The sequence below is a fragment of the Aerolutibacter ruishenii genome (assembly GCF_007830115.1).
GTDB classification, from domain to species: Bacteria; Pseudomonadota; Gammaproteobacteria; order Xanthomonadales; family Xanthomonadaceae; genus Aerolutibacter; species Aerolutibacter ruishenii.
This window is the reverse complement of record NZ_VLKP01000003.1, coordinates 67841-87413: the sequence shown is the minus strand read 5'-3', so window position 1 is coordinate 87413 and position 19573 is coordinate 67841. Positions and strand designations below refer to the sequence as shown.

The 19573-nt window shown below is 67.9% G+C and carries 16 protein-coding genes, 1 tRNA gene and 1 pseudogene; 5 read left to right on the top strand and 13 right to left on the bottom strand.

The genetic code is table 11. The features are described 5' to 3' along the window. A complete protein-coding gene (apbC, locus tag IP93_RS04455) occupies positions 1–1068 on the bottom strand; it encodes an iron-sulfur cluster carrier protein ApbC (protein ID WP_144813106.1) in 1068 nt (355 codons plus the stop codon). Between the two features lie 428 nt (positions 1069–1496). On the opposite strand from apbC, the gene IP93_RS04450 reads away from it, so the two are divergent. From IP93_RS04450 to rnfB, 3 genes are all read left to right on the top strand, one after another. Continuing rightward, on the top strand, positions 1497–1943 hold the full coding sequence (locus IP93_RS04450; protein WP_144812556.1) for a DUF2147 domain-containing protein: 447 nt from the start codon (positions 1497–1499) through the stop codon (positions 1941–1943). 174 nt (positions 1944–2117) lie between these two features. Next, the gene (metG, locus tag IP93_RS04445) at positions 2118–4250 is read left to right on the top strand and encodes a methionine--tRNA ligase (protein ID WP_242006741.1); all 2133 of its coding nucleotides are present in this window, start codon (positions 2118–2120) and stop codon (positions 4248–4250) included. 107 nt (positions 4251–4357) lie between these two features. Further along, positions 4358–4804, top strand: a complete 447-nt coding sequence (gene rnfB, locus IP93_RS04440) for an Rnf electron transport complex subunit RnfB (protein ID WP_144812550.1) — start codon at positions 4358–4360, stop codon at positions 4802–4804. Positions 4805–4825: 21 nt separating this feature from the next. On the opposite strand, the gene IP93_RS04435 is transcribed toward rnfB, so the two are convergent. From IP93_RS04435 to IP93_RS04410, 6 genes are all read right to left on the bottom strand, one after another. Further along, positions 4826–5902: a TraB/GumN family protein gene (locus IP93_RS04435; RefSeq protein WP_144812548.1), complete on the bottom strand. Its 1077-nt coding sequence runs from the start codon at positions 5900–5902 to the stop codon at positions 4826–4828. A 38-nt stretch (positions 5903–5940) separates the two neighbouring features. Further along, a complete protein-coding gene (locus IP93_RS04430; RefSeq protein ID WP_144812546.1) occupies positions 5941–6882 on the bottom strand; it encodes a DUF1684 domain-containing protein in 942 nt (313 codons plus the stop codon). Between the two features lies 1 nt (position 6883). Continuing rightward, the gene (mutL, locus tag IP93_RS04425) at positions 6884–8746 is read right to left on the bottom strand and encodes a DNA mismatch repair endonuclease MutL (RefSeq protein WP_144812543.1); all 1863 of its coding nucleotides are present in this window, start codon (positions 8744–8746) and stop codon (positions 6884–6886) included. Positions 8747–8832: 86 nt separating this feature from the next. Next, entirely contained in the window at positions 8833–10449 is a 1617-nt protein-coding gene (locus tag IP93_RS04420) for an N-acetylmuramoyl-L-alanine amidase (RefSeq protein WP_144812541.1), read from the bottom strand. A gap of 88 nt (positions 10450–10537) precedes the next feature. Further along, a complete protein-coding gene (gene tsaE, locus IP93_RS04415) occupies positions 10538–11008 on the bottom strand; it encodes a tRNA (adenosine(37)-N6)-threonylcarbamoyltransferase complex ATPase subunit type 1 TsaE (protein WP_144812538.1) in 471 nt (156 codons plus the stop codon). Further along, positions 11005–12498 (bottom strand): NAD(P)H-hydrate dehydratase, encoded by a 1494-nt coding sequence (locus IP93_RS04410; RefSeq protein ID WP_144812536.1) that lies wholly within the window; start codon positions 12496–12498, stop codon positions 11005–11007. The genes tsaE and IP93_RS04410 overlap by 4 nt, the downstream gene beginning before the upstream one ends. Before the next feature lie 25 nt (positions 12499–12523). Between IP93_RS04410 and queG the strand changes: the two genes are divergently transcribed. Further along, a complete protein-coding gene (queG, locus tag IP93_RS04405) occupies positions 12524–13609 on the top strand; it encodes a tRNA epoxyqueuosine(34) reductase QueG (RefSeq protein ID WP_425480022.1) in 1086 nt (361 codons plus the stop codon). A gap of 54 nt (positions 13610–13663) precedes the next feature. Here queG and pgi read toward each other — a convergent pair whose 3' ends face one another. From pgi to pcnB, 6 genes and pseudogenes are all read right to left on the bottom strand, one after another. Beyond that, entirely contained in the window at positions 13664–15193 is a 1530-nt protein-coding gene (gene pgi, locus IP93_RS04400) for a glucose-6-phosphate isomerase (RefSeq protein WP_144812530.1), read from the bottom strand. A 7-nt stretch (positions 15194–15200) separates the two neighbouring features. Beyond that, positions 15201–15581: an aspartate 1-decarboxylase gene (gene panD, locus IP93_RS04395; protein WP_144812528.1), complete on the bottom strand. Its 381-nt coding sequence runs from the start codon at positions 15579–15581 to the stop codon at positions 15201–15203. A gap of 118 nt (positions 15582–15699) precedes the next feature. After that, complete coding sequence (panC, locus tag IP93_RS04390; RefSeq protein WP_144812525.1) at positions 15700–16548, bottom strand: pantoate--beta-alanine ligase; 849 nt, start codon at positions 16546–16548, stop codon at positions 15700–15702. A 30-nt stretch (positions 16549–16578) separates the two neighbouring features. After that, complete coding sequence (gene panB / locus IP93_RS04385) at positions 16579–17397, bottom strand: 3-methyl-2-oxobutanoate hydroxymethyltransferase (protein ID WP_144812522.1); 819 nt, start codon at positions 17395–17397, stop codon at positions 16579–16581. Positions 17398–17470: 73 nt separating this feature from the next. Continuing rightward, complete coding sequence (gene folK / locus IP93_RS04380) at positions 17471–17968, bottom strand: 2-amino-4-hydroxy-6-hydroxymethyldihydropteridine diphosphokinase (protein WP_144813104.1); 498 nt, start codon at positions 17966–17968, stop codon at positions 17471–17473. Positions 17969–17970: 2 nt separating this feature from the next. Then, a pseudogene (gene pcnB / locus IP93_RS04375) lies at positions 17971–19308 on the bottom strand (polynucleotide adenylyltransferase PcnB); the annotation flags it as partial. A gap of 162 nt (positions 19309–19470) precedes the next feature. Between pcnB and IP93_RS04370 the strand changes: the two are divergent. After that, positions 19471–19546, top strand: a tRNA-Glu gene (locus tag IP93_RS04370). The last annotated feature ends 27 nt before the right edge of the window (positions 19547–19573 follow it).

Below are 19573 nucleotides of genomic sequence, written 5' to 3'. Positions count from 1 at the left end.
TCAGGACAAAAGCGAGACGGATAAAGGACTTGCAACCTGACGCCTGCCCGAAAGCTGAACAGCAAGCCGACGAGCGGTCATTTTATACGAATGAACGGTGGCCGTTTCTGTCGCGCTTGTCACTATCGGGCTGCCCACGTCGCCCAACTCGCGCACGCGTACGTCCAACGGCAGGCTCCCGAGAAGAGGCACCCCATACTGGACTGCCATCCTTTGGCCGCCACCGTCGCCAAAGATATGTTCTGCATGCCCGCACTGGCTGCAGACATGAACGGCCATGTTCTCGACGAGGCCAAGCACTGGAACTTCGACCTTCTCGAACATTTTCAATGCCTTGCGCGCATCAAGCGTGGCCACGTCCTGCGGGGTGGTGACGATCACCGCCCCCGCCACGGGAATCTTCTGGGCAAGGGTCAGCTGGATGTCTCCGGTGCCGGGCGGCAGGTCCACGATCAGGTAATCGAGCTCCCCCCAACGCGTATCATTCAACAGTTGGGAAAGCGCCGACGTGGCCATGGGGCCACGCCAGATCATGGGCGTATCCTGGTCGACCAGCAGCCCGATGGACATGGCGACGACGCCATGCGCGCGCATCGGCTCGATGGACTTGCCGTCCGGGCTGTCCGGCCGCCCATGCAGCCCCAGCATCATGGGGACGCTTGGGCCGTAAATGTCCGCGTCCAGCAGGCCGACCCTCGCCCCATCCTGCGCAAGCGCGACGGCCAGGTTGACTGCCGTCGTGGACTTGCCGACCCCGCCTTTGCCTGACCCCACCGCGATGATGTTCCGGATGTTGGGAAGCGGGCTCAGGCTGGGCTGTACGGCATGGGTGGCTATGCGTTGCTGGATGTCCAGGCGTCCCAGGCGGTAGCCGGACCGGGCCAACTCAGCGGCGATGGCGTCCTCCGCCCATGGCCGCACGGCTCCTGCCGGTATTCCAACCAGCGCCTCTACCGCCGCAGCCCCTCCGGACAGCGCTACCCGGACGCGGGCGACGTCACCCAGGGTTGCATCCAGATCCGGAATCCGAAGGGCAGACAGCTGCTCGCCCAGACCAAGCTCACCCATCACGCCGCCCGCCTTTTGAGAGTCTTCACGGCGTGAATTGTACTCCTCGAGGTGCCGCACCTCCGGCAGTTTCGGCCGCGTGATCTGGGCAACTTCGATTTTCGCAGCCGTACTCGTTGCTCCTTAGGCTGGTCTCGCGACAATTGGAGCGCCACGCTGTTCAACCACGTTACGGCAGCCTGCCAAACTGGCAGGAAAACGGCTGGACGGCCGAGTACATCCTTGCGCATAGCCCGATGGGCCGGGAAGTCTCCGCGCAAACGGATGCCGGTTCAATTGACCCTGCCGGGCGGATCGTTCCATTGGGAGCCCGGCGCAAGCCGGGCTTCATCGCTTCCGCTTCCATACCCCACCGAATGCGGTATAAGGAACCCGAAGTCCGCGAAGCGCGGACCTGCTGACAATGCCTATGCCCTGGGAGGGGATCCATGCGCAACAAACTGTTCACGCTCCTGATCGCGCTGCCGCTGCTGGCCCTTTCGGCCTCGGCATTCGCGCAGTCGTCACCGGTCGGTTCCTGGACCACGATCGACGACAAGACCAAGAAGCCGAAGTCCGTGGTCGAGATCTACGAGACCGCCAACGGCTCGCTGGCCGCCCGGGTCGCTGAAATCCTGCATTCCGACCGCGGTCCCAACCCCGTCTGCGACAAGTGCGAGGGCGAACGCAAGGGCAAGCCCGTCAAGGGCATGGTCATGATGTGGGGCGTCAAGAAGAAGGGCGACAACTGGGAAGGCGGCCAGATCCTGGACCCGGCCACCGGCAAGGTCTATTCAGTGAAGGTGCGCCCGATCGAAGGCGGCAGCAAGCTGGAAGTACGTGGATTCATGGGCTTCTCGCTGCTGGGCCGGACGCAGGTATGGGTGCGGCGTTGATCCTTGGCTGATCCGGGTAAGCGATGAGAAGCCGGCCGCTTGGCCGGCTTCTCTCTTTGAGGCCACGCGCGTTGTGTGACCAAGGTATTTGCTGCCATTCGATTGACAAATCGACGGCACGTGCGCCTGAACGGCACATGCGATAATTATCGGCCCACCATGATAAAAACGCCCATGTCCCGCCAGCACCTCGTCACCTGCGCCCTGCCCTACGCCAACGGCCAGATCCATCTGGGCCACCTGGTGGGCTACATCCAGGGGGACATCTGGACGCGGGCGCAGCGCCTGTCAGGGCACACGGTGCACTTCGTCTGCGCCGACGACACCCACGGCACGCCGATCATGCTGGCGGCGGAGAAGGCGGGCATGACGCCGGAAACCTACATCGCCGGCATCCAGGTGGCGCACGAGCGCGACTTCGCCGACTTTGGCGTGGCCTTCGACCACTTCGACTCGACCAACTCCGAGGGCAACCGGGTCCTGACCGAGGCGATCTTCCAGCGCCTGCTGGAGAACGGGCACATCACCCGCCGCTCGGTCGCGCAGCTGTTCGACCCCGAAAAAGGCATGTTCCTGCCCGACCGCTACGTGAAGGGCATCTGTCCCAACTGTGGCGCGGCCGAGCAGTACGGCGACAACTGTGAAAACTGCGGAGCGACCTACGCCCCGACCGAACTCAAGGAGCCGCGTTCGGTGCTGTCGGGCGCTGTTCCTGTAATCCGCGAGTCGGAGCACTTCTTCTTCGAAGTGGGCCAGTTCGAGGCCTTCCTGCGCGGCTGGCTGGCCGGCGACGTGGCCACCGCGGGCACCAAGGCCAAGCTGCTGGAGTGGCTGGACGCCGAGGGTGGCCTGCGCGCGTGGGACATTTCGCGCGATGCACCCTACTTCGGCTTCCAGATCCCGGGGCACCCGGGCAAGTACCTGTACGTGTGGCTGGATGCGCCGATCGGCTACCTGAGCAGCTTCCAGGTGCTGTGCGAGCGCGAGGGGCTGGATTTTGCCAGCTTCCTGCGGCCGGACAGCACGGCGGAGATGCACCATTTCATCGGCAAGGACATCGTCAACTTCCACGGCCTGTTCTGGCCGGCGGTGCTGCACGGCTCCGGCCACCGCGCGCCCACGCGCCTGCACGTCAACGGCTACCTGACCGTGGACGGGGCCAAGATGTCGAAGTCGCGCGGCACCTTCATCATGGCCCGCAGCTACCTCGAGCACGGGCTGGATCCGGAAGCGCTGCGCTACTACTTCGCCACCAAGACCTCCGGCGGCGTGGACGACCTGGACCTCAACTTCGCCGACTTCGTGGCGCGGGTGAACTCGGACCTGGTCGGCAAGTTCGTCAACCTGGCCAGCCGCTGCGCGGGCTTCATCGGCAAGCGCTTCGAAGGCCAGTTGGCCGCGTCGCTGCCGGATGCGGCGATGTACGAGCGCTTCGTGGCCCAGCTCGCCCCCATCGCCGAGGCCTATGCGCGCAACGAGGCCGCCACCGCGCTGCGCCTGACGATGGCGCTCGCGGACGAAGCCAACCGCTATATCGACGACACCAAGCCGTGGGTGCTGGCCAAGCAGGAAGGTGCTGACGCCGAATTGCATGCGGTGTGCACGCAGGGCCTGAACCTGTTCCGCGTGCTGGCCGCCGCGCTCAAGCCAGTGCTGCCGCGCGTGGCCGCGCAGGCCGAGGCCTTCCTCGCCGCACCGGTCCGCGGCTGGCAGGACCTGCAGGCACCGCTGCTGGCGCATCGCATCAACGACTACACCCCGCTGTTCACCCGCATCGACCCGAAACAGATTGACGCCATGATCGAAGCCAGCAAGGAATCCCTGCAGCCCAGCAACGCCGTTGCGAGTACGGGCGACACCCAGGCCACAGGCAAGCAGGCAGCGGACGTCAAGGCCGCGACGCAGACCGCAGGCACCGACGCGGCGAAGACGGCTGCCAAGGCGGGCGTCGTCGAGTCGGCCGAAGGCACCCCTGCCTACATCGGTATCGACGATTTCGCCAAGCTCGACCTGCGCGTGGGCAAGGTACTGGCCTGTGAGTTCGTGGAGGGGTCGGACAAGCTGCTGCGCTTCGAACTGGATGCCGGTGAACTTGGAACGCGGCAGATCTTCTCCGGCATTCGCGGTTCCTACGCCGAACCGGAGAAGCTGGTCGGCCGCAGCGTGGTGTTCATCGCCAACCTTGCGCCGCGCAAGATGCGCTTCGGCCTGAGCGAGGGCATGATCCTGTCGGCCGGCTTCGACGGCGGCAGCCTGCACCTGCTGGACGCCGACGGCGGCGTGCAGCCGGGCATGCCGGTCCGCTGAGCGCCGCTATCCGGATGCCTCCAGTGACGCACCAGCGAGCTTCAGGACGGCATCGCGACATACCGCGGTGACCACGCCCGGTTGTCGCTAGCCCGCGAGTTCCCTGCATGCGAAGTCCCGCACTTCCCGCCGATGACCTCCAGGCGCTGACCGAGCGCCTGGACCGGCTGCTGCCGCAAACCCAGTGCGGCCAGTGCGGGTTCCCGGGCTGCCGACCGTACGCCGAAGCGATGGCCAAGGGCGAAGCCGGCCCGGATCATTGCCCGCCCGGTGGCGACTCGGGCGCGCGGGCGCTGGCCCATGTGCTGGGCGTGCCGCCGCAGCCTTACGATCGCAGTCGCGGCGATCACAAGCCTGCCACCGTCGCGCTGGTCATCGAGGCCGACTGCATCGGCTGCACCAAGTGCATCCAGGCGTGTCCAGTGGACGCGATCATCGGTGCATCCAAGCACATGCATACGGTGATCGAACCGCTGTGCACCGGCTGCGAACTTTGCGTCCCCGCGTGCCCGGTCGACTGTATCGTGATGGTGCCGCCGCAGCCTTCCGCGTAACGGTTCAGCCCTTGTAACGCGTTACTCCGCGCCCTTGACTTCGCTTCCTGCCGCGTCGGCCATGATCGAGGTGCAATCGGAGCAGACACGCTCGACGGCATAGCCCTTGGCGCGCAGCTTCTCCACGACACCGTCGCTGCCCAGCAGGTGCAACGATCCAACCACCACCAGCGCATCCCGGTCCTTGCCCTGCCCGTCCAGCATGGCCTGCAACTGGGGCACCCACGCGTCGTTGCGCGCCACGTTCATGATGCGGTAGGAGACGGGGGCTTTTTCCTGCATCTCGACCCGGGTGAGCTGCTCCAGTCGCCCCACATCGCCACTTCGCCAGGCGTCATGCAACTCGCGCAGCACGCTGGGCATTTCATCGAAACGGTCGACGAATTCCACCAGGCCCGCGACCTGTTCGTCCATCGGCGACGAATCCAGCGCGGCAAGCTGGTCTTCGATACCTTCCAGCGCGCCGGTCGACTTGCCGGCTTCCAGCGCACGGCGGGCCAGGTGCTGGTCCAGCCCCATCTCCGCCTTGAAGCCCTCGGCTCCCGCCATGCCCAGGGTCAGTGACAGGTTCACGAACCACGGCTCGAAACCATCGATGGCCGCGACGGAGCCCCCTTGGCGCGCCAGCAGGCGGTCCAGCTTTTCACGCAGCACCGCAGGCACCACGGTGCTCAGGCTGCGGTCATCGCCATACCCCGCCGCCAGCATGAACTTCTGCGCGGTAGCGGGATCGGCCAGCGTTTCCAGCGCCACCTCGAAAACGACGGTTTCGGCATCTTCGAAGGCGCGGTCCACGTCGGCGGACAGTGGGTAATCGCTGGGCTTGAGCAAATGCAACGAGCCCAGCAGGTAGATCACGTTGTCGTGGTCCGACACGCGCCACAGCAACGGCACCGGGGTCGAACCCGCGACCGCCGGCATCGGCGTATTGCCTGCCGACACCACGGTCGCCGCCGCAGGCTGCTCCACGCGTGCGGGAGTCGCCCCTCGCTTCGGCGCGGGGGTGACCTTCGGGCTGTCCGTGGCGGCCCAGGCCATGGCCGAGATCAGGGTGGCGGAACCAAGGATCAGGCCAAGGGCACGCAAGCGTCGGGTCATTGGATGGGCAGTTGGAGGCGGGGTGGGCCGCGAGGCGGTCAGAGTTTCTTGGCGTAGGTCTTTTCGCCTGCCGTGATCTGCAGGTCCAGCCGGTTTTCCGGTGGCGGCAGCGGACACGTGGCGAACGAAGTGAAGGCGCACGGAGGATTGTAGGCCTGATTGAAGTCGAGCAGCACCTTGCCCTGCGCGTCGGGCGGATCGGCATACAGATAGCGGCCGGCGCCGTAACTGCCGTGGCCGCTGGTGCGGTCCGCCAGGATCAGGAACAGCTTGCCGTCGCCTTCGTCCAACGCCTCCAGACGGTAGTGCTTGCCTTCGCGTTCGAACTCGACTGCGCCGGGATTGGCCACCGGCTCGACGGTGCCGATGATGTTCACCACGTCCAGGGTCTTCCCCGCGGGGTGTGGGACGAACCGGGCAGGCACCCGCCAGGAACGGTCCGCAGGCCAATAATCGAGCCCGGCAAATCCCGCGCGCGTTGGCGCGTCGGCATGCTTCACCCGCAAGGCGTGGCGCTGGCCTCGCTTGATCACGGTGGCAATGCCTTTGCCCTCATCGAACCCGAGCACGCTGGGGCCTGCCGGGTCGGCATCGGTACGCAGCGTCGCGTCACCCTTCAGGGCCGCGCCATCGATCGTGACCGTCACGCTGGACTCGGGCGTGAAGCGCAGGCGATCGCCCTTCAGCGTAAGCAACCCAAGGTGTGCCGGGCCTGCCGCCAGGCGCATCCCATTGTCGGCGTCGCTGCCAATGTAGTGCGATCCAGGTTCGATCCAGTGCAGGCCCACCAGGCTGGTCCAGCCGTCGGGCTTGAGCAGGCCGGCCGCGCGCTGCTCGCGCCAGGCCTGCTGGGAGGCGTCGAAGGCTGCATCCTCCGCAGTCCGCGTCGCCACGCCCGTATCGTCATCCTTGTTGCAGCCGACCAGCAGGCTCGATGCCAAGGCCACCGTGGCCCCCAGCAACAGTGGGATCAAGCGCATCTCAGCGTCCTCGCAGGAACCAGCGGTCAATGTCGGAGAGGGTAAACCGCGCCCACGTCGGTCGGCCATGGTTGCATTGGCCCGAACGCTCGGTGATTTCCATCTCGCGCAGCAGGGCATTCATTTCAGGCAGGGACAGGCGGCGGTTCGCGCGAACGGCGCCGTGGCAGGCCATCGTCGCCAGCAACTCGTCGCGCGCCGCGCTCACGCGGCGCGACTCGCCGTGTTCGCGCAGGTCGGCGAGCACGTCGCGCAACAGGGCCTCCACGTCACCGTGGGCCAGCAACGCCGGTACGCTGCGCAGGGTCAGGGACTGCGGTCCGCTGCGCGAAATCTCGAACCCCAGTGCCGCCAGCGTGTCCGCTTCGCGCTCGGCCACGTCCGCTTCGCGTTCAGCCACCGCCAGCGTCGCAGGCACCAGCAACGGCTGGGTGCGCAGGCCTTCACCGTCGTGCGCGGCCTTCAGCTTCTCGTAGCCAATGCGCTCGTGGGCGGCGTGCATGTCCACCACGATCAGGCCATCGCCCGTTTCGGCCAGGATGTAGATGCCATGCAGTTGGGCGATGGCATAGCCCAACGGCGGCAGGGTGCCATCTGCCTGGTGCGGCAATGACGCGACAGTGGGCGCAGTTCCTGCCAGTGTGGATGGGGCCGCGCCGTACAGCGCGCCGTAGGCGCCACGGACATCCTCGACCGGCAAACCCAGCGGTGCCTGCGGCCGGTTCCAGCCAATGCCGGAATTGCCGGGGCGGCTTTCACCCGAACCCGGCATCCCGCCCATCGGGCCGGAAAACACTGCTGGCGCCGTGCCCATGTACGGACTGGCACCACCCTCGCCGATTCCCGTGACGACGCCGCCAACAACACCCGCCCGCGTCCCCGCCAGCGCATCGTGCAGGGTGCGGTAGACGAAATCGTGGATCAGCCGTGCGTCGCGGAACCGCACTTCGTGCTTGGCCGGGTGCACGTTGACGTCCACCCGGCGCGGGTCCAGTTCCAGGAACAGCACGTAGGCGGGCTGCCGTCCGTGGAACAGCACGTCCGCATAGGCCTGTTTAACCGCATGCGCCACGCTGCGGTCGCGCACCGCCCGGCCATTGACGTAGAGGAACTGCTGGTCGGCGCTGGCCCGGTTATACGCCGGCTGCGCGATCCAGCCATGCAGGCGCAGCCCTGCCGCGGAATGATCGATGTGCAACGCGTGCCGCGCGAACTCTTCGCCCAGCGCCTCGTGCAGGCGCACGTCCGACAGCAGGTCACCCTCGCCCTTCCAGCGGCGCGATGGCTTGCCGTTGTGCGACACGCGCAACTCCACGTCGGGCCGTGCCAGCGCCAGTTGCCGCAGCCAGTCTTCGATGTGGCCCAGTTCGGTGCGTTCCGCGCGCAGGAACTTGCGGCGCGCGGGCACGTTGAAGAACAGGTCGCGCACCTCGATGGTGGTGCCCTGTGGATGCGGACGCGGCATCACGTCGCCCAGGCGGCCACCGTCGATTTCCAGCGCAGCGCCGTGGTCCGATCCACGATGGCGCGACGCCAGCAGGAAACGGCTGACCGACGCGATGGAAGGCAGCGCCTCGCCACGGAAACCCAGCGTGGCCACGCCTTCCAGGTCATCGAGCGACGCGATCTTGCTGGTGGCGTGCCGCGAGACGGCAAGCGGCAGCTCCCCGGGCGGAATGCCGTGGCCATCGTCGCGGATACGGATCAGGCGTACGCCGCCTTCTTCCAGATCGATGTCCACGCGCTTCGCGCCTGCATCCAGCGCGTTTTCCACGAGTTCCTTGACCACCGACGCGGGTCGTTCGACGACTTCGCCGGCGGCGATCTGGTTGATGAGGGTGTCAGGCAGCTGGCGGATGGGCACGTCGGGGGCGGCGCCTGTCAGGCGCCGTCAAAAGACCAGCGACGATGATAGCCGGAATCGCGCGATCAACCCGCGCCGACAAGGAGTCAGGGACTGCCGCCTGCCGCTGCCGCACCGGCGGACGCGACTTCCGTCGCCCTGGCCCGCGCGGCGTACCAGGTGCCCGGCGGCGGCTGCCGGGTGAAATAGGTGTTGACGCCATCCAGCACCGCGCCAGCGATCTTGCGCACGAACGCCGGATCGTTGAGGCGGCGCTCTTCCTCCGGGTTGGAGATGAAGGCGGTCTCCACCAGCATCGACGGCATGTCGGACGTGCGCAGCACCGCGAAGTTGGCGCGCTCCACGTGCGGCTTGTGGTTGTTGCCCACGCGCTTGAGGCCGTTCAGCACCTGGTCGGCAACTTCCTCCGAGGCGCGCATGTGCCCGGACTGGGTCAGGTCGAGCAGCACCGAGGCCAGCGTGTTGTTCGCCTTCTCAAGGCGCACCCCGCCGATCAGGTCGGCCGAGTTTTCCTTGTCGGCCAGCCACCGGGCGCGCTGCGACGACGCGCCCTTGAGCGACAGCACGTAGACCGAGGAACCGTCGGCGCTGCGGTTTTCCGCGGCGTCGGCATGGATGGAGATGAACATGTCGGCCTTCGCGGCGCGCGCCAGGCGTGCCCGCTGCGGCAGCGGGAGGAACAGGTCGCGGTCGCGGGTCAGGACGGCCTTGAGTCCAGGCGTGGCATTGATCTGGCGCGCCAACTCGCGACTGATCGCCAGCGTGACGTCCTTCTCGCGGGTGCCGTTCATGCCCAGGGCCCCGGGATCCTGGCCACCATGGCCGGGATCGATCGCGATGACCAGCGGGCGGGCGCCACGGCCGGTCATCACGTCCTGCAGGGTCTTGACCGCCGTCGCGTGCGCGGCCGCCTCTTCGGCAGTGCTCGCCTTGTCGGGAGTCGCGGCCGATGCGGCAGCGTGCGAAGCGGACGCAGCGGTTACCACGCGACTGGGCGCGCTGCTCGCAACGGACGTCGGGACTGATGGGGGTGGCGAAGCGGTGGTTGAGGAACCTGTGGCCACGGCGGTTTCGCCGTGTCGCTCGATCTGGACAGCCGCAGTTGCCCCGTCGGCAGGCAAACCCGCCGCGATTCGGGAAATCAGCCGCGTGGTTGCCGCGGACGACGCCGCCGATGCGTCAACCGCGTTCGCAGTCTGCGTGGAAGTGCCAGCCGCATTACCTGCGGCCGCGGGTGCGGGAATGATCGCGGCAGACGGACCGCTGGCGGGCGTCAACTGCACCCGTCCCGCCACCATGCCGTCACCGGGCCATTCCAGAACCAGGGTGGTGCCCTGGGCCGAGGGCTCCAGGCGCGGTTTCAGGACCGCGACCTTTTCGGTCAGGTCGAAGACGATGCGGGCGGTCCCTGGTGCCGGCTGGCCGACACGCACGGTCTTCACGATGCCGGCCGCGGCAGGCAGGGCAACGCCCTTGCCCAGTGAGGAGGCTGGCAGGTCGATCACCAGGCGCTCCGGCCCCTGCAGGCTGATTACGCGGTAGTCGGCCGACCGGTCCAGGGCGATTTCCGCTCGGGTGCCCGTGGCACCACTGCGCAACTCCAAACCCTTGATTTCACTGGCATGCGCGAGGTTCCAGGCCAGCGCCGACAGGAGCGCTGCGCCCAGCAGGAACTTCTGCACGGTAGCCCCCTTCTCTCGCATGCGGGCAAGTCAATCACTCCGCCGCGCGAATTGCAAGCCCCTTTTCCCTTATAGATCCGGCACCTGCCTCAACTTCCTGCCGCTTGATTCAGGAATGAGTCACAACCCCATGGTTGAAGGCAGCCTCGACCCACGCCACCCCGGCGGGCGTCTGGCCGTGCAGGCGAGCCAGCCGGCCAGGGCCGGCCACAGCCAACTCAACCACCAGATCCGCACCCGGCAGGGTCCCGCGGCCTCGCTCGGGCCATTCGACCAGCCACAGTGTGACCTCGTCGGCATCCAGCCCAAGGAACTCGAGTTCGCCGGGGTCGGCAATGCGATACAGGTCCAGGTGCCATGCCTCCCCATCCACCAACGGGTAGCGCTCGACCAGCGTATAGGTGGGGCTGCGAATGGTGCCGGTCACGCCCAGCGCACGCAGCAATGCCCGGGCAAGCGTGGATTTTCCGGCCCCCAGGTCACCATGCAGATGGACCACGGCGTGGGCGGGACGCGAGCGGGCCAGCGCTTCGCCCAATTGCGCCGTTGCGTCGGCGTCGGCCAACAGGATTTCCTTCACACTTCCTCCCCGGCGTTGCGGAGGCGTCGCAACTCGCTCATCAGGTCACCGGGCAGCAATCCGATGGGACCATCGACCGCGGCGGCGGCATCGCCTGCCGCGGCGTGCAGCAGGGCGCCTGCGGTCGCCGCGTCGACGGCAGACAGGCCTTGTCCTCGCAAAGCTGCAATGACACCCGTCAGCACGTCACCCATGCCACCCACGGCCATGCCGGGATTGCCTGCGCCAATCACCCGGCTCACCTCGTTCGGCGCGGCCACCAAAGTTCCCGCACCCTTGAGCACGACCACGGCGGAAAACCGCTGCACCAGCGCTTGGGCCGCGGCAAACCGATCGCGCTGCACGCTGCTGGCATCGGTGCCGAGCAGTCGCGCCGCCTCGCCCGGATGCGGGGTCAGGATGCACTCCGCACCCAGGCTGCGCGGCGCGCTGGCCAACAGGTTGAGCGCATCGGCATCCACGACCAGCGGCTTGCCCGAACCGAGGGCCACCTCGAACAACCCTTGGCCCCAGGCGTCCCGGCCCAAGCCCGGTCCCAATGCAATCACGTCCGCGGAACGGGTCAGGTCGGCCAAGGCCATGGCCGCGTCGCCAGCGTTGACGGCATGCGGCATGGCCTCCGGACGACGCGCCAGCAGCGCGGCCACGTGTTCGGCTCGAGTGCCCACGTCCACCAGGCCGGCACCTGCGCGAAGCGCGGCCTCGGCGGCCATGATGATGGCCCCGCCGTGGCCCAGGTCTCCGCCCAGGCACGACACACGGCCGTGGTGGCCCTTGTGGCTGTCGCGTGCGCGATGGGGCAGTAGCGCAGGTAGCAAACCGGCGTCCAGCCATTTCGCAGCGATCGGGATCCCCTCCCGATCCGCCTCTGTCACGCCCAGGTCCGCCAGCAGGTACTCGCCCACATGGTCCAACACGGCACCCGTGGCCAACCCGCGCTTGCGCAGCAGGAATTCAAGCGTTACGTCAGCGCGGACCGCGTCGGCTGCCAGCGCGCCACAATCGGCATCCACGCCGCTGGGCACATCCAGCGCCAGCACCGGCACGCCCGCGCCATTGATCGCGCGCAGCAACGTGGCGACATCGGCCGACGGCTCCCGTGCAAAACCGATTCCGAACAGGGCATCGACAACCAGATCCGCGGTGGGCAAGCCACCACTGCCCTCCACCACCCGCCCCCCAACGGCCAGGAATTGCCCGGCGGCGTGGCGGGCCAGCTCGCTGCGCGGCGCATGCTCTTCCAGACGGACGACGACCACGTCACGGCCCGCCTCGAGCGCATGCCGGGCCAGCACGTAGCCGTCGCCGCCGTTGTTCCCGGGCCCGCAAACCACCGCGATGCGCAGTGCCGCGGGCCATCGATCCAGCACGGTCTGCCAGGCCGCCTGCCCGGCACGCGCCATCAGCAACCCGGCATCACCCAAGCGCGCGGCCATCCGCGCCTCGATGGCGCGCACGGCTTCGACATCGTGGAGGGGAGCGCCGGACATGGCGCGATTCTATACTGCCGTTGCCGTGAGCCCTCTTCCCACCCCAGCCGCCTTGGCCGACACCGACTTCGATGCGCTTGCGTCGCGCATTCGCACGTTCGCGCGCGAGGCCGGGTTCCAGCATTTCGGCATCACCGGCATCGAACTCACCGGCGACGAAGACCACCTGCGCGATTGGCTGGCCAAGGGGCTGCACGGCTCGATGGGCTGGATGGCGCAGCATGGCGACAAGCGATCGCGGCCGGACGAACTCATCCCCGGCACGCTGCGCGTGGTTTCGGTGGGACTCGATTACGGCCGCCGCGACGACGAGGAGGCCTGGCAGACGCTGGCCGATGGCGAGCGCGCCTACGTGGCCCGCTACGCCCTGGGGCGCGACTACCACAAGCTCATGCGCCAGCGCCTGCAGAAGCTGGCCGAGCGCATCGCCGAAGAGGTCGGTCCGTTCGGCTACCGCGTGTTCGTCGATTCCGCGCCTGTCCTGGAACGTGCGCTGGCACGCAATGCCGGCCTGGGCTGGATCGGCAAGCACACCTGTCTGATCGACCGCGATGGCGGCTCCTGGTTCTTCCTGGGCGAGATCTACCTGGACCTGCCATTGCCAGTGGACCCTCCGGCGACCGCCCACTGCGGCACCTGCACCCGCTGCATCGACATCTGCCCCACGCAGGCCATCATCGCGCCCAACCGGCTGGATGCGCGCCGCTGCATCTCCTACCTGACCATCGAGCACGACGGCCCGATCCCGGAAGCGTTGCGCGCACCCATGGGCAACCGCATCTTCGGCTGCGACGACTGCCAGCTGGTGTGCCCCTGGAACAAGTTCGCCAAACGCACGGATGAGCCGGACTTCCGCGCGCGCAACAATCTCGACCAGGCGTCACTCGCGGAGTTGTTCGCCTGGTCCGAGGAGGAATTCCTGCGCCGTACGGAAGGCACCGCGATCCGGCGAAGCGGGCACGAACGCTGGCTGCGCAACATCGCCGTGGCATTGGGCAATGCGCCTTCGACGCCGCAGGTCATCGCCGCGCTGCAGTCGCGCCGCGACCATGACAGCGCCGTGGTGCGCGAGCATGTCGAATGGGCACTCAAGCGACACGGCATCGATTGACGCGGATCGCGGTGGCCCGACGCAGGCCGGCGGGAAGGGGCCGGCGTGGTCCCGTCAGCGCGTCGGCGACACCCGCTGGCGCCATTCGGCGAGTAATGCCGCAGTCACCGGATCCTTGGCCTCAACGGCGCCTTCCAGTGCCGGCAACAGCCGGTTGGCCACCTGCTTGCCCAACTCCACGCCGAACTGGTCGAACGGGTTGATGCCCCACACCAGGCCCTGCAGGTACACGCTGTGCTCGTACAGGGCGATCAGGGCACCGAGCGACTTGGGCGTCAGTTCGTCAAGCAGGATCAGCGTGCTCGGGCGCTGGCCGGCGTAGCTGCGGTGCGGATCATCGCTGTCCTGGCCGTTGGCGAACGCCTCCGACTGCGCGAACAGGTTGGCCAGCAATGCCAGGTGGTTGCCCGGATGGTCATGGTCCGACCGCGCGACGCCAATGAAGTCCACCGGCTCGATGCTGGTGCCCTGGTGCAGCGCCTGGAAGAAGCTGTGCTGGCTGTCGGTGCCCGCACCACCCCACCACACCGGCACCGTATCAACGCCAACGGGGGAGCCATCCAGGCGCACGGATTTGCCCAGGCTTTCCATCACCAGCTGCTGCAGGTAATTGGGCAGGAGCTTCAGTCGCTCGTCATAGGGCAATACCGCCTGCGTGGACAGTTTCAGCGCGTTGCGGTTCCACACCGCCGTCATCGCATGCCACACCGCCAGGTTCTCGCGCAGCGGCGTCAGCAGCACGTGCGCGTCCATGCCCGCCGCGCCGTTCAACAACGCCTCGAACTGGTCCATGCCAATGGCCAGTGCGATCGGAAACCCGACCGCCGACCACAACGAGTAGCGACCACCGACCCAGTCCCACATCGGCAGGACGCGCTCGTGCGGAATGGCGAACGCGGCGGTGGCGCGGTCGGGATTGGCGGTGATGGCGTAGAGACGGCGGTCATCACCCAGCCAGGCCCGCAGGATCGCGCCGTTGAGCAACGTTTCCTGCGTGCCGAAGGTCTTGGAGATCAGCAGTACGGCGGTGCGCGCCGGGTCCAGTCCGGCCAGCACGCGCTGCGCGGCGGCCCCGTCCACGTTGGACAGGAAATGCACGCGGAAGCGCCCGCCTTCCACCGGTGCCAGCGCGTCGACCACCAGCCGCGGCCCGAGGTCGGAGCCGCCGATGCCGACGCTGACGATGTCGGTGACTTGGCTGGCGGCCAGCGCATCGCCCAGCGCACGCATGCGCTCGCGCACGGCCAGCGCCTGCGCATGCGCCTCGCGACCGGATTCGGTGCCCGTCAGGTCGCCACGTAGTGCGGTATGCAGGGCCGCACGGCCCTCGGTCTGGTTGACGGGTTCGCCACCGAACAGGGCACGCAGGCGACCGGGTGCGTCCAGCGATTCGGCCAGTGCGAAAAGCGCGTCAAGCGCCTTGCGATCGTAGCGTTGGCGGGCGAAGTTGGCGTACACCGGGCCCGCGCGTACGGCGAACCCGGCCGCCCTGTCCGGATCGGCGGCAACCAGTGAAGCGGTGCTGACCCCTTCGAGACGGGCCGCGCGGGAAGCGAGTTCGTCCAGCCCGTTCGTCGTGGCCATGTGCCGGTCAGGCGGCCTGTGCGGGGATCGAGTGGTTGGTGTGGGTCAGGAGGTTGTCGCCGTCCACGTAGACCAGGGTCGGCTTGTACTTGGCCGCCTCGGCCTCGTCGCACACGCCGTAGGCGCAGATGATCACCAGGTCGCCGACCTGGGCGCAGTGCGCCGCGGCACCGTTGACCGAGATGATCCCGCTGCCTTCCTCGGCACGGATCGCATAGGTCGAGAAGCGGTGGCCGCTGTTGATGTTGTAGATGTGGATCTGCTCGTACTCGCGGATGCCCGAGATATCGAGCAGCCGCCCGTCGATGGCGCACGAGCCTTCGTAATGCAGCTCGGCGTGGGTGACGGTGGCACGGTGGATCTTGGCCTTGAGCAGGTTCAGGTGCATGTGCGTACTCAATCCGCAGGGGGGCGCGGGTGACGGCAGGATTCTACCAGCCGATGGCGCATTGCAACATCGGCGGCAAACCGGTTCAGCCGGGAGCCGGCATGCCGTAGCCGGCCGTTCAGGCGTCGAATTCGACGTTGTCGATCAGCCGGGTGCCGCCCAGCCGGGCCGCGACCAGCGCCACCCGACCGCCCGACCCGCCTTCGACCGGCACCTGCAGGTCCGGGGTGCGGATCACGGCGTAGTCCACCCGGAAGCCTTCAGCTTCCAATGCGTCCGAGGCCGCGGCCTCCACCTCGGCAAGCGCGGTGCCTGCCTGCACCGCTGCCCGCATCGACTGCAGGACGCGGTGGATGCCGGGTGCGCGGGCCCGCTCGTCCGCCGACAGGTACTGGTTGCGGGAACTGAGCGCCAGACCGTCCTCCGCGCGGAACGTCGGTGCGGCCACCAGTTCCACCGGGAATGCCAGATCGCGGACCATGTAGCGGATCACGGCCAGCTGCTGGTAGTCCTTGCGGCCAAAAACCGCCACGTCGGGCTGCACCTGCAGCAGCAGGCGCGACACCACCGTGGCCACCCCGTCGAAATGTCCCGGCCGGTGCGCGCCTTCCAGCGTGGCGGTCACACCCGGCACGCGGACGCTGACCGCTGCCTCGGCGCCGTAGGGGTACATGACCTCGACCGACGGCATCCAGAGCACGTCGCAACCCGCTGCGCCCAGACCTTCGGCATCGGCTTCGGGGGTGCGCGGGTAGCGGGCGAAATCCTCGTTGGGCCCGAACTGCGTGGGATTCACGAACACGCTGGCCACCACCCGGTCCGCATGGCGGCGTGCCAGCTCGACCAGCGAGAAATGGCCCGCGTGCAGGTTGCCCATGGTGGGCACCAGCGCCACGCGCAGGCCTTCGCGCTTCCAGTGCGCCACGCGGGCACGCAGCGACGCCAGGTCCTGGAGGGTCTCGATCATCTGCAACTGTTCCTGTGGGGTCGGCGTCGATCAGGCGTAGGAATGCTCGGCATCGGGGAAGCTGCCATTGCGCACGGCCTCGGCATAGGCCTGCATGGCACCCGCCACCGAGCCGCCTTCGGCCAGGAAATCCTTCACGAAGCGCGGCCGGCGATGGCCGCTGTTGACCCCCAGCAGGTCATGCAGCACCAGCACCTGCCCATCGCAACCCGGACCCGCGCCAATACCGATGGTCGGGATGGCCAGGTCGGCGGTGATCGATGCGGCCAGGCCGCTGGGCACGCATTCCAGCACCAGCAACGCGGCACCGGCTTCGGCCACGGCGCGCGCATCGGCGCGCAGTTTCTCCGCGGCGGCATCGTCGCGGCCCTGCACCTTGTAACCGCCCAGGCGAAGCACCGACTGCGGCGTCAGGCCAAGGTGGCCGCAGACCGGGATCTCCCGCTCCACCAGGAAGCGGATCACGTCGAGCTTGTGGCCGGCGCCTTCCAGCTTGACCATCGCCGCGCCCGCCTGCAGCAGGCGGGTGGAGGCCTCCAGCGCGCGCTCCGGCGTGGCATCGGCCTGGAACGGCAGGTCGGCGACCAGCAGTGCCTTCGACAGGCCGCGCTTCACGCAGGCGGTGTGGTACGCGATGTCATCCACGGTCACCGGCAGCGTGCTGTCATGCCCCTGCACCACCATGCCCAGCGAATCGCCGATCAGCACCAGGTCGATGCCGGTGGCTTCGAGCGTGCGCGCGAAACCGGCGTCGTAGCACGTCAACATCACCAGCCTGCGGCCTGCGCGCTTGGCATCGGCCAGCGCCGGCACGGTCCAGGGTTTGTCCTGCGGGGTGGAGGTGTACATGGCGTCAGCCCGATCCCTGGTGGTTGGTGGCCCGTGGTGCGTGGGCCGGTTGTCGAAACCGTGCCGGAGTCACTTACCCCTCCAGCACCTGGATGTCACCGGACACCAGCGCCGCCAGTGCGTGCGCCGCGGGCCCGACACCGGGAATGATCGCATCCGGCGCGACTTCCACCAACGGCACCAGTGCAAAGGCGCGTTCCGCCAGCCGGGGATGCGGCACGCGCAGTCCCGGCAGGTCGATGGCGGCCTCGCCATAAAGCAGCAGGTCCAGGTCAAGCGTGCGCGGACCCCAACGGTCACTGCCATCGGCGCTGCGCTCGCGGCCCGCTTCGCGCTCCAGTTGCAACAAGGCCTGCAACAACGCCAGCGGCGCCAGGGTCGTCTCCACCAGCACCGCGGCATTGACGAAATCCGCCTGTGCGGTCACGCCCCAGGCCGGCGTGCGGTACAGCCGGGAGCAACGCACCGCACGCGTACCCGGCAGCTGCCCGATGGCATGAAACGCCGTGCGCACGGCTGCAGCGGCATCGCCGATGTTGCCACCGAGCCCGATCACCGCCAGCACGGGCATGCTCACCCGCCCGCAGGCTCCTGCGTGTCGGCGTGATCGGCGCCCGCACCGCCACCGTTGCGGCGGCGACGGCGGCGCTTGCGCGGTGCTCGGCCCTCCCCGTCGGCATCATCCTGGGCGGGATGGGCCTCCAGTTGCGCCGCCAGCGCGTCGCCCGGCTGGGCCTGGGCTTCGCGCCAGAACGCCACGTCGGCCGCATGCTCGTCCGAGGCCGAGAGCCGCAACGTGAGGAAGTCGAACGCCGCGCGGAAACGCGGATGCGCGAGCAGGCGGAACACCCGCTTGCGCTGGCGCTGGGAAAACCGGCCCTGCAGCAGCCAGATCTCCTGCATCGGCAACGAGAACCGGCGCGGCAGCGCGATGGTGTCCAACTGGTGCACGGTCACGCGATCGGCGGCACGGCGCTCCGCTTCCACCGCATGCATGCCCTGCGCCTGCAGCTGCATCAGCGCACGACAGTAGGCCGGCCACAGCAGCAGGGCGAAGAGGAATGCCGGCGATACCGGCTCGTCGTTGGCCACGCGCTGGTCGGTGTTGCGCAGGCCAGCCAGCACCATTCGCCGCAAAGCACCGCTGCGGTTCGCCTTCAGCGCCGCCGCCGACTCCGGGAACAGCGCCGACAACAGGCCATGCTGCTCCAGGCGCTCGAAACTGGCCACGGCATGACCCGACAGGAACAGCTTCAGGCATTCCTCGAACAGCCGGGCCGGCGCGGCCTCGCGGAGCAGCGGGGCCAGCGCCGGGATCGGCGTGGCGGTGTCGCGCTCGATCTCGAAGTCCAGCTTGGCCGCCAGGCGCACCGCACGGAGCATGCGCACCGGATCCTCGCGGTAACGTGTTTCCGGGTCGCCGATCAGGCGCAGCACCTTGTTGCGCACGTCCTCGAAGCCACCCACGTAGTCGCGGACCGAGAAATCCTCGATGGCGTAGTACAGCGCGTTGGCGGTGAAGTCGCGGCGGACCGCATCTTCCTCGATGGTGCCGTAGACGTTGTCGCGCAACAGGCGACCGTCGTCGTGCACTTCGCGGTCCCCACTGCCGTCGTCGGCATTGGAGCGGAACGTCGCCACCTCGATGATCTCGCGGCCAAACACCACATGCGCCAGCCGGAAGCGGCGGCCGATGAGCCGGCAATTGCGGAACAGCTGTTTGACCTGCTCCGGCGTGGCATCGGTGGCCACGTCGAAATCCTTCGGGTGTCCACCGACCAGCAGGTCGCGGACCGCACCACCCACCAGGTAGGCGCCAAAGCCGGCCTCGCGCAAGCGGTAGAGCACGCGCAGGGCGTTGGGGCTCACGTCCTTGCGCGAGACATTGTGCTGGTCGCGCGGAATGCTGCGCGGCGAAACGGCTGGAGTTTTGTCGGTTGGCTGCATCAAGGGCGGGGCTTGCCGCTGGGTAGAGGGAATCGTGACCGGGCGATGAATGGCCCGTTGCCTACGGTCACGGAGCCGCCTATACTAGCAGGCCACGCTTCGACGTATCGTCCTGGCGTGACCCCAGCTCCCTTCGTCTAGAGGCCTAGGACGTGGCCCTCTCAAGGCTAAAACACGAGTTCGAATCTCGTAGGGAGCGCCAATTCGCGATCCGATCGCACGAAAAGCC

Bases quoted from the DNA above. Each gene is read 5' to 3' on its own strand.
- apbC (WP_144813106.1), bottom strand. From the start codon at position 1,068: ATGGGTGAGCTTGGTCTGGGCGAGCAGCTGTCTGCCCTTCGGATTCCG.
- IP93_RS04430 (WP_144812546.1), bottom strand. From the start codon at position 6,882: ATGCGCTTGATCCCACTGTTGCTGGGGGCCACGGTGGCCTTGGCATCG.
- panB (WP_144812522.1), bottom strand. From the start codon at position 17,397: ATGTACACCTCCACCCCGCAGGACAAACCCTGGACCGTGCCGGCGCTG.
- IP93_RS04420 (WP_144812541.1), bottom strand. From the start codon at position 10,449: ATGCGAGAGAAGGGGGCTACCGTGCAGAAGTTCCTGCTGGGCGCAGCG.
- panD (WP_144812528.1), bottom strand. From the start codon at position 15,581: ATGCACCTGAACCTGCTCAAGGCCAAGATCCACCGTGCCACCGTCACC.
- IP93_RS04435 (WP_144812548.1), bottom strand. From the start codon at position 5,902: ATGACCCGACGCTTGCGTGCCCTTGGCCTGATCCTTGGTTCCGCCACC.
- rnfB (WP_144812550.1), top strand. From the start codon at position 4,358: ATGCGAAGTCCCGCACTTCCCGCCGATGACCTCCAGGCGCTGACCGAG.
- IP93_RS04450 (WP_144812556.1), top strand. From the start codon at position 1,497: ATGCGCAACAAACTGTTCACGCTCCTGATCGCGCTGCCGCTGCTGGCC.
- folK (WP_144813104.1), bottom strand. From the start codon at position 17,968: ATGCCCGTGCTGGCGGTGATCGGGCTCGGTGGCAACATCGGCGATGCC.
- IP93_RS04410 (WP_144812536.1), bottom strand. From the start codon at position 12,498: ATGTCCGGCGCTCCCCTCCACGATGTCGAAGCCGTGCGCGCCATCGAG.
- metG (WP_242006741.1), top strand. From the start codon at position 2,118: ATGTCCCGCCAGCACCTCGTCACCTGCGCCCTGCCCTACGCCAACGGC.
- panC (WP_144812525.1), bottom strand. From the start codon at position 16,548: ATGATCGAGACCCTCCAGGACCTGGCGTCGCTGCGTGCCCGCGTGGCG.
- pgi (WP_144812530.1), bottom strand. From the start codon at position 15,193: ATGGCCACGACGAACGGGCTGGACGAACTCGCTTCCCGCGCGGCCCGT.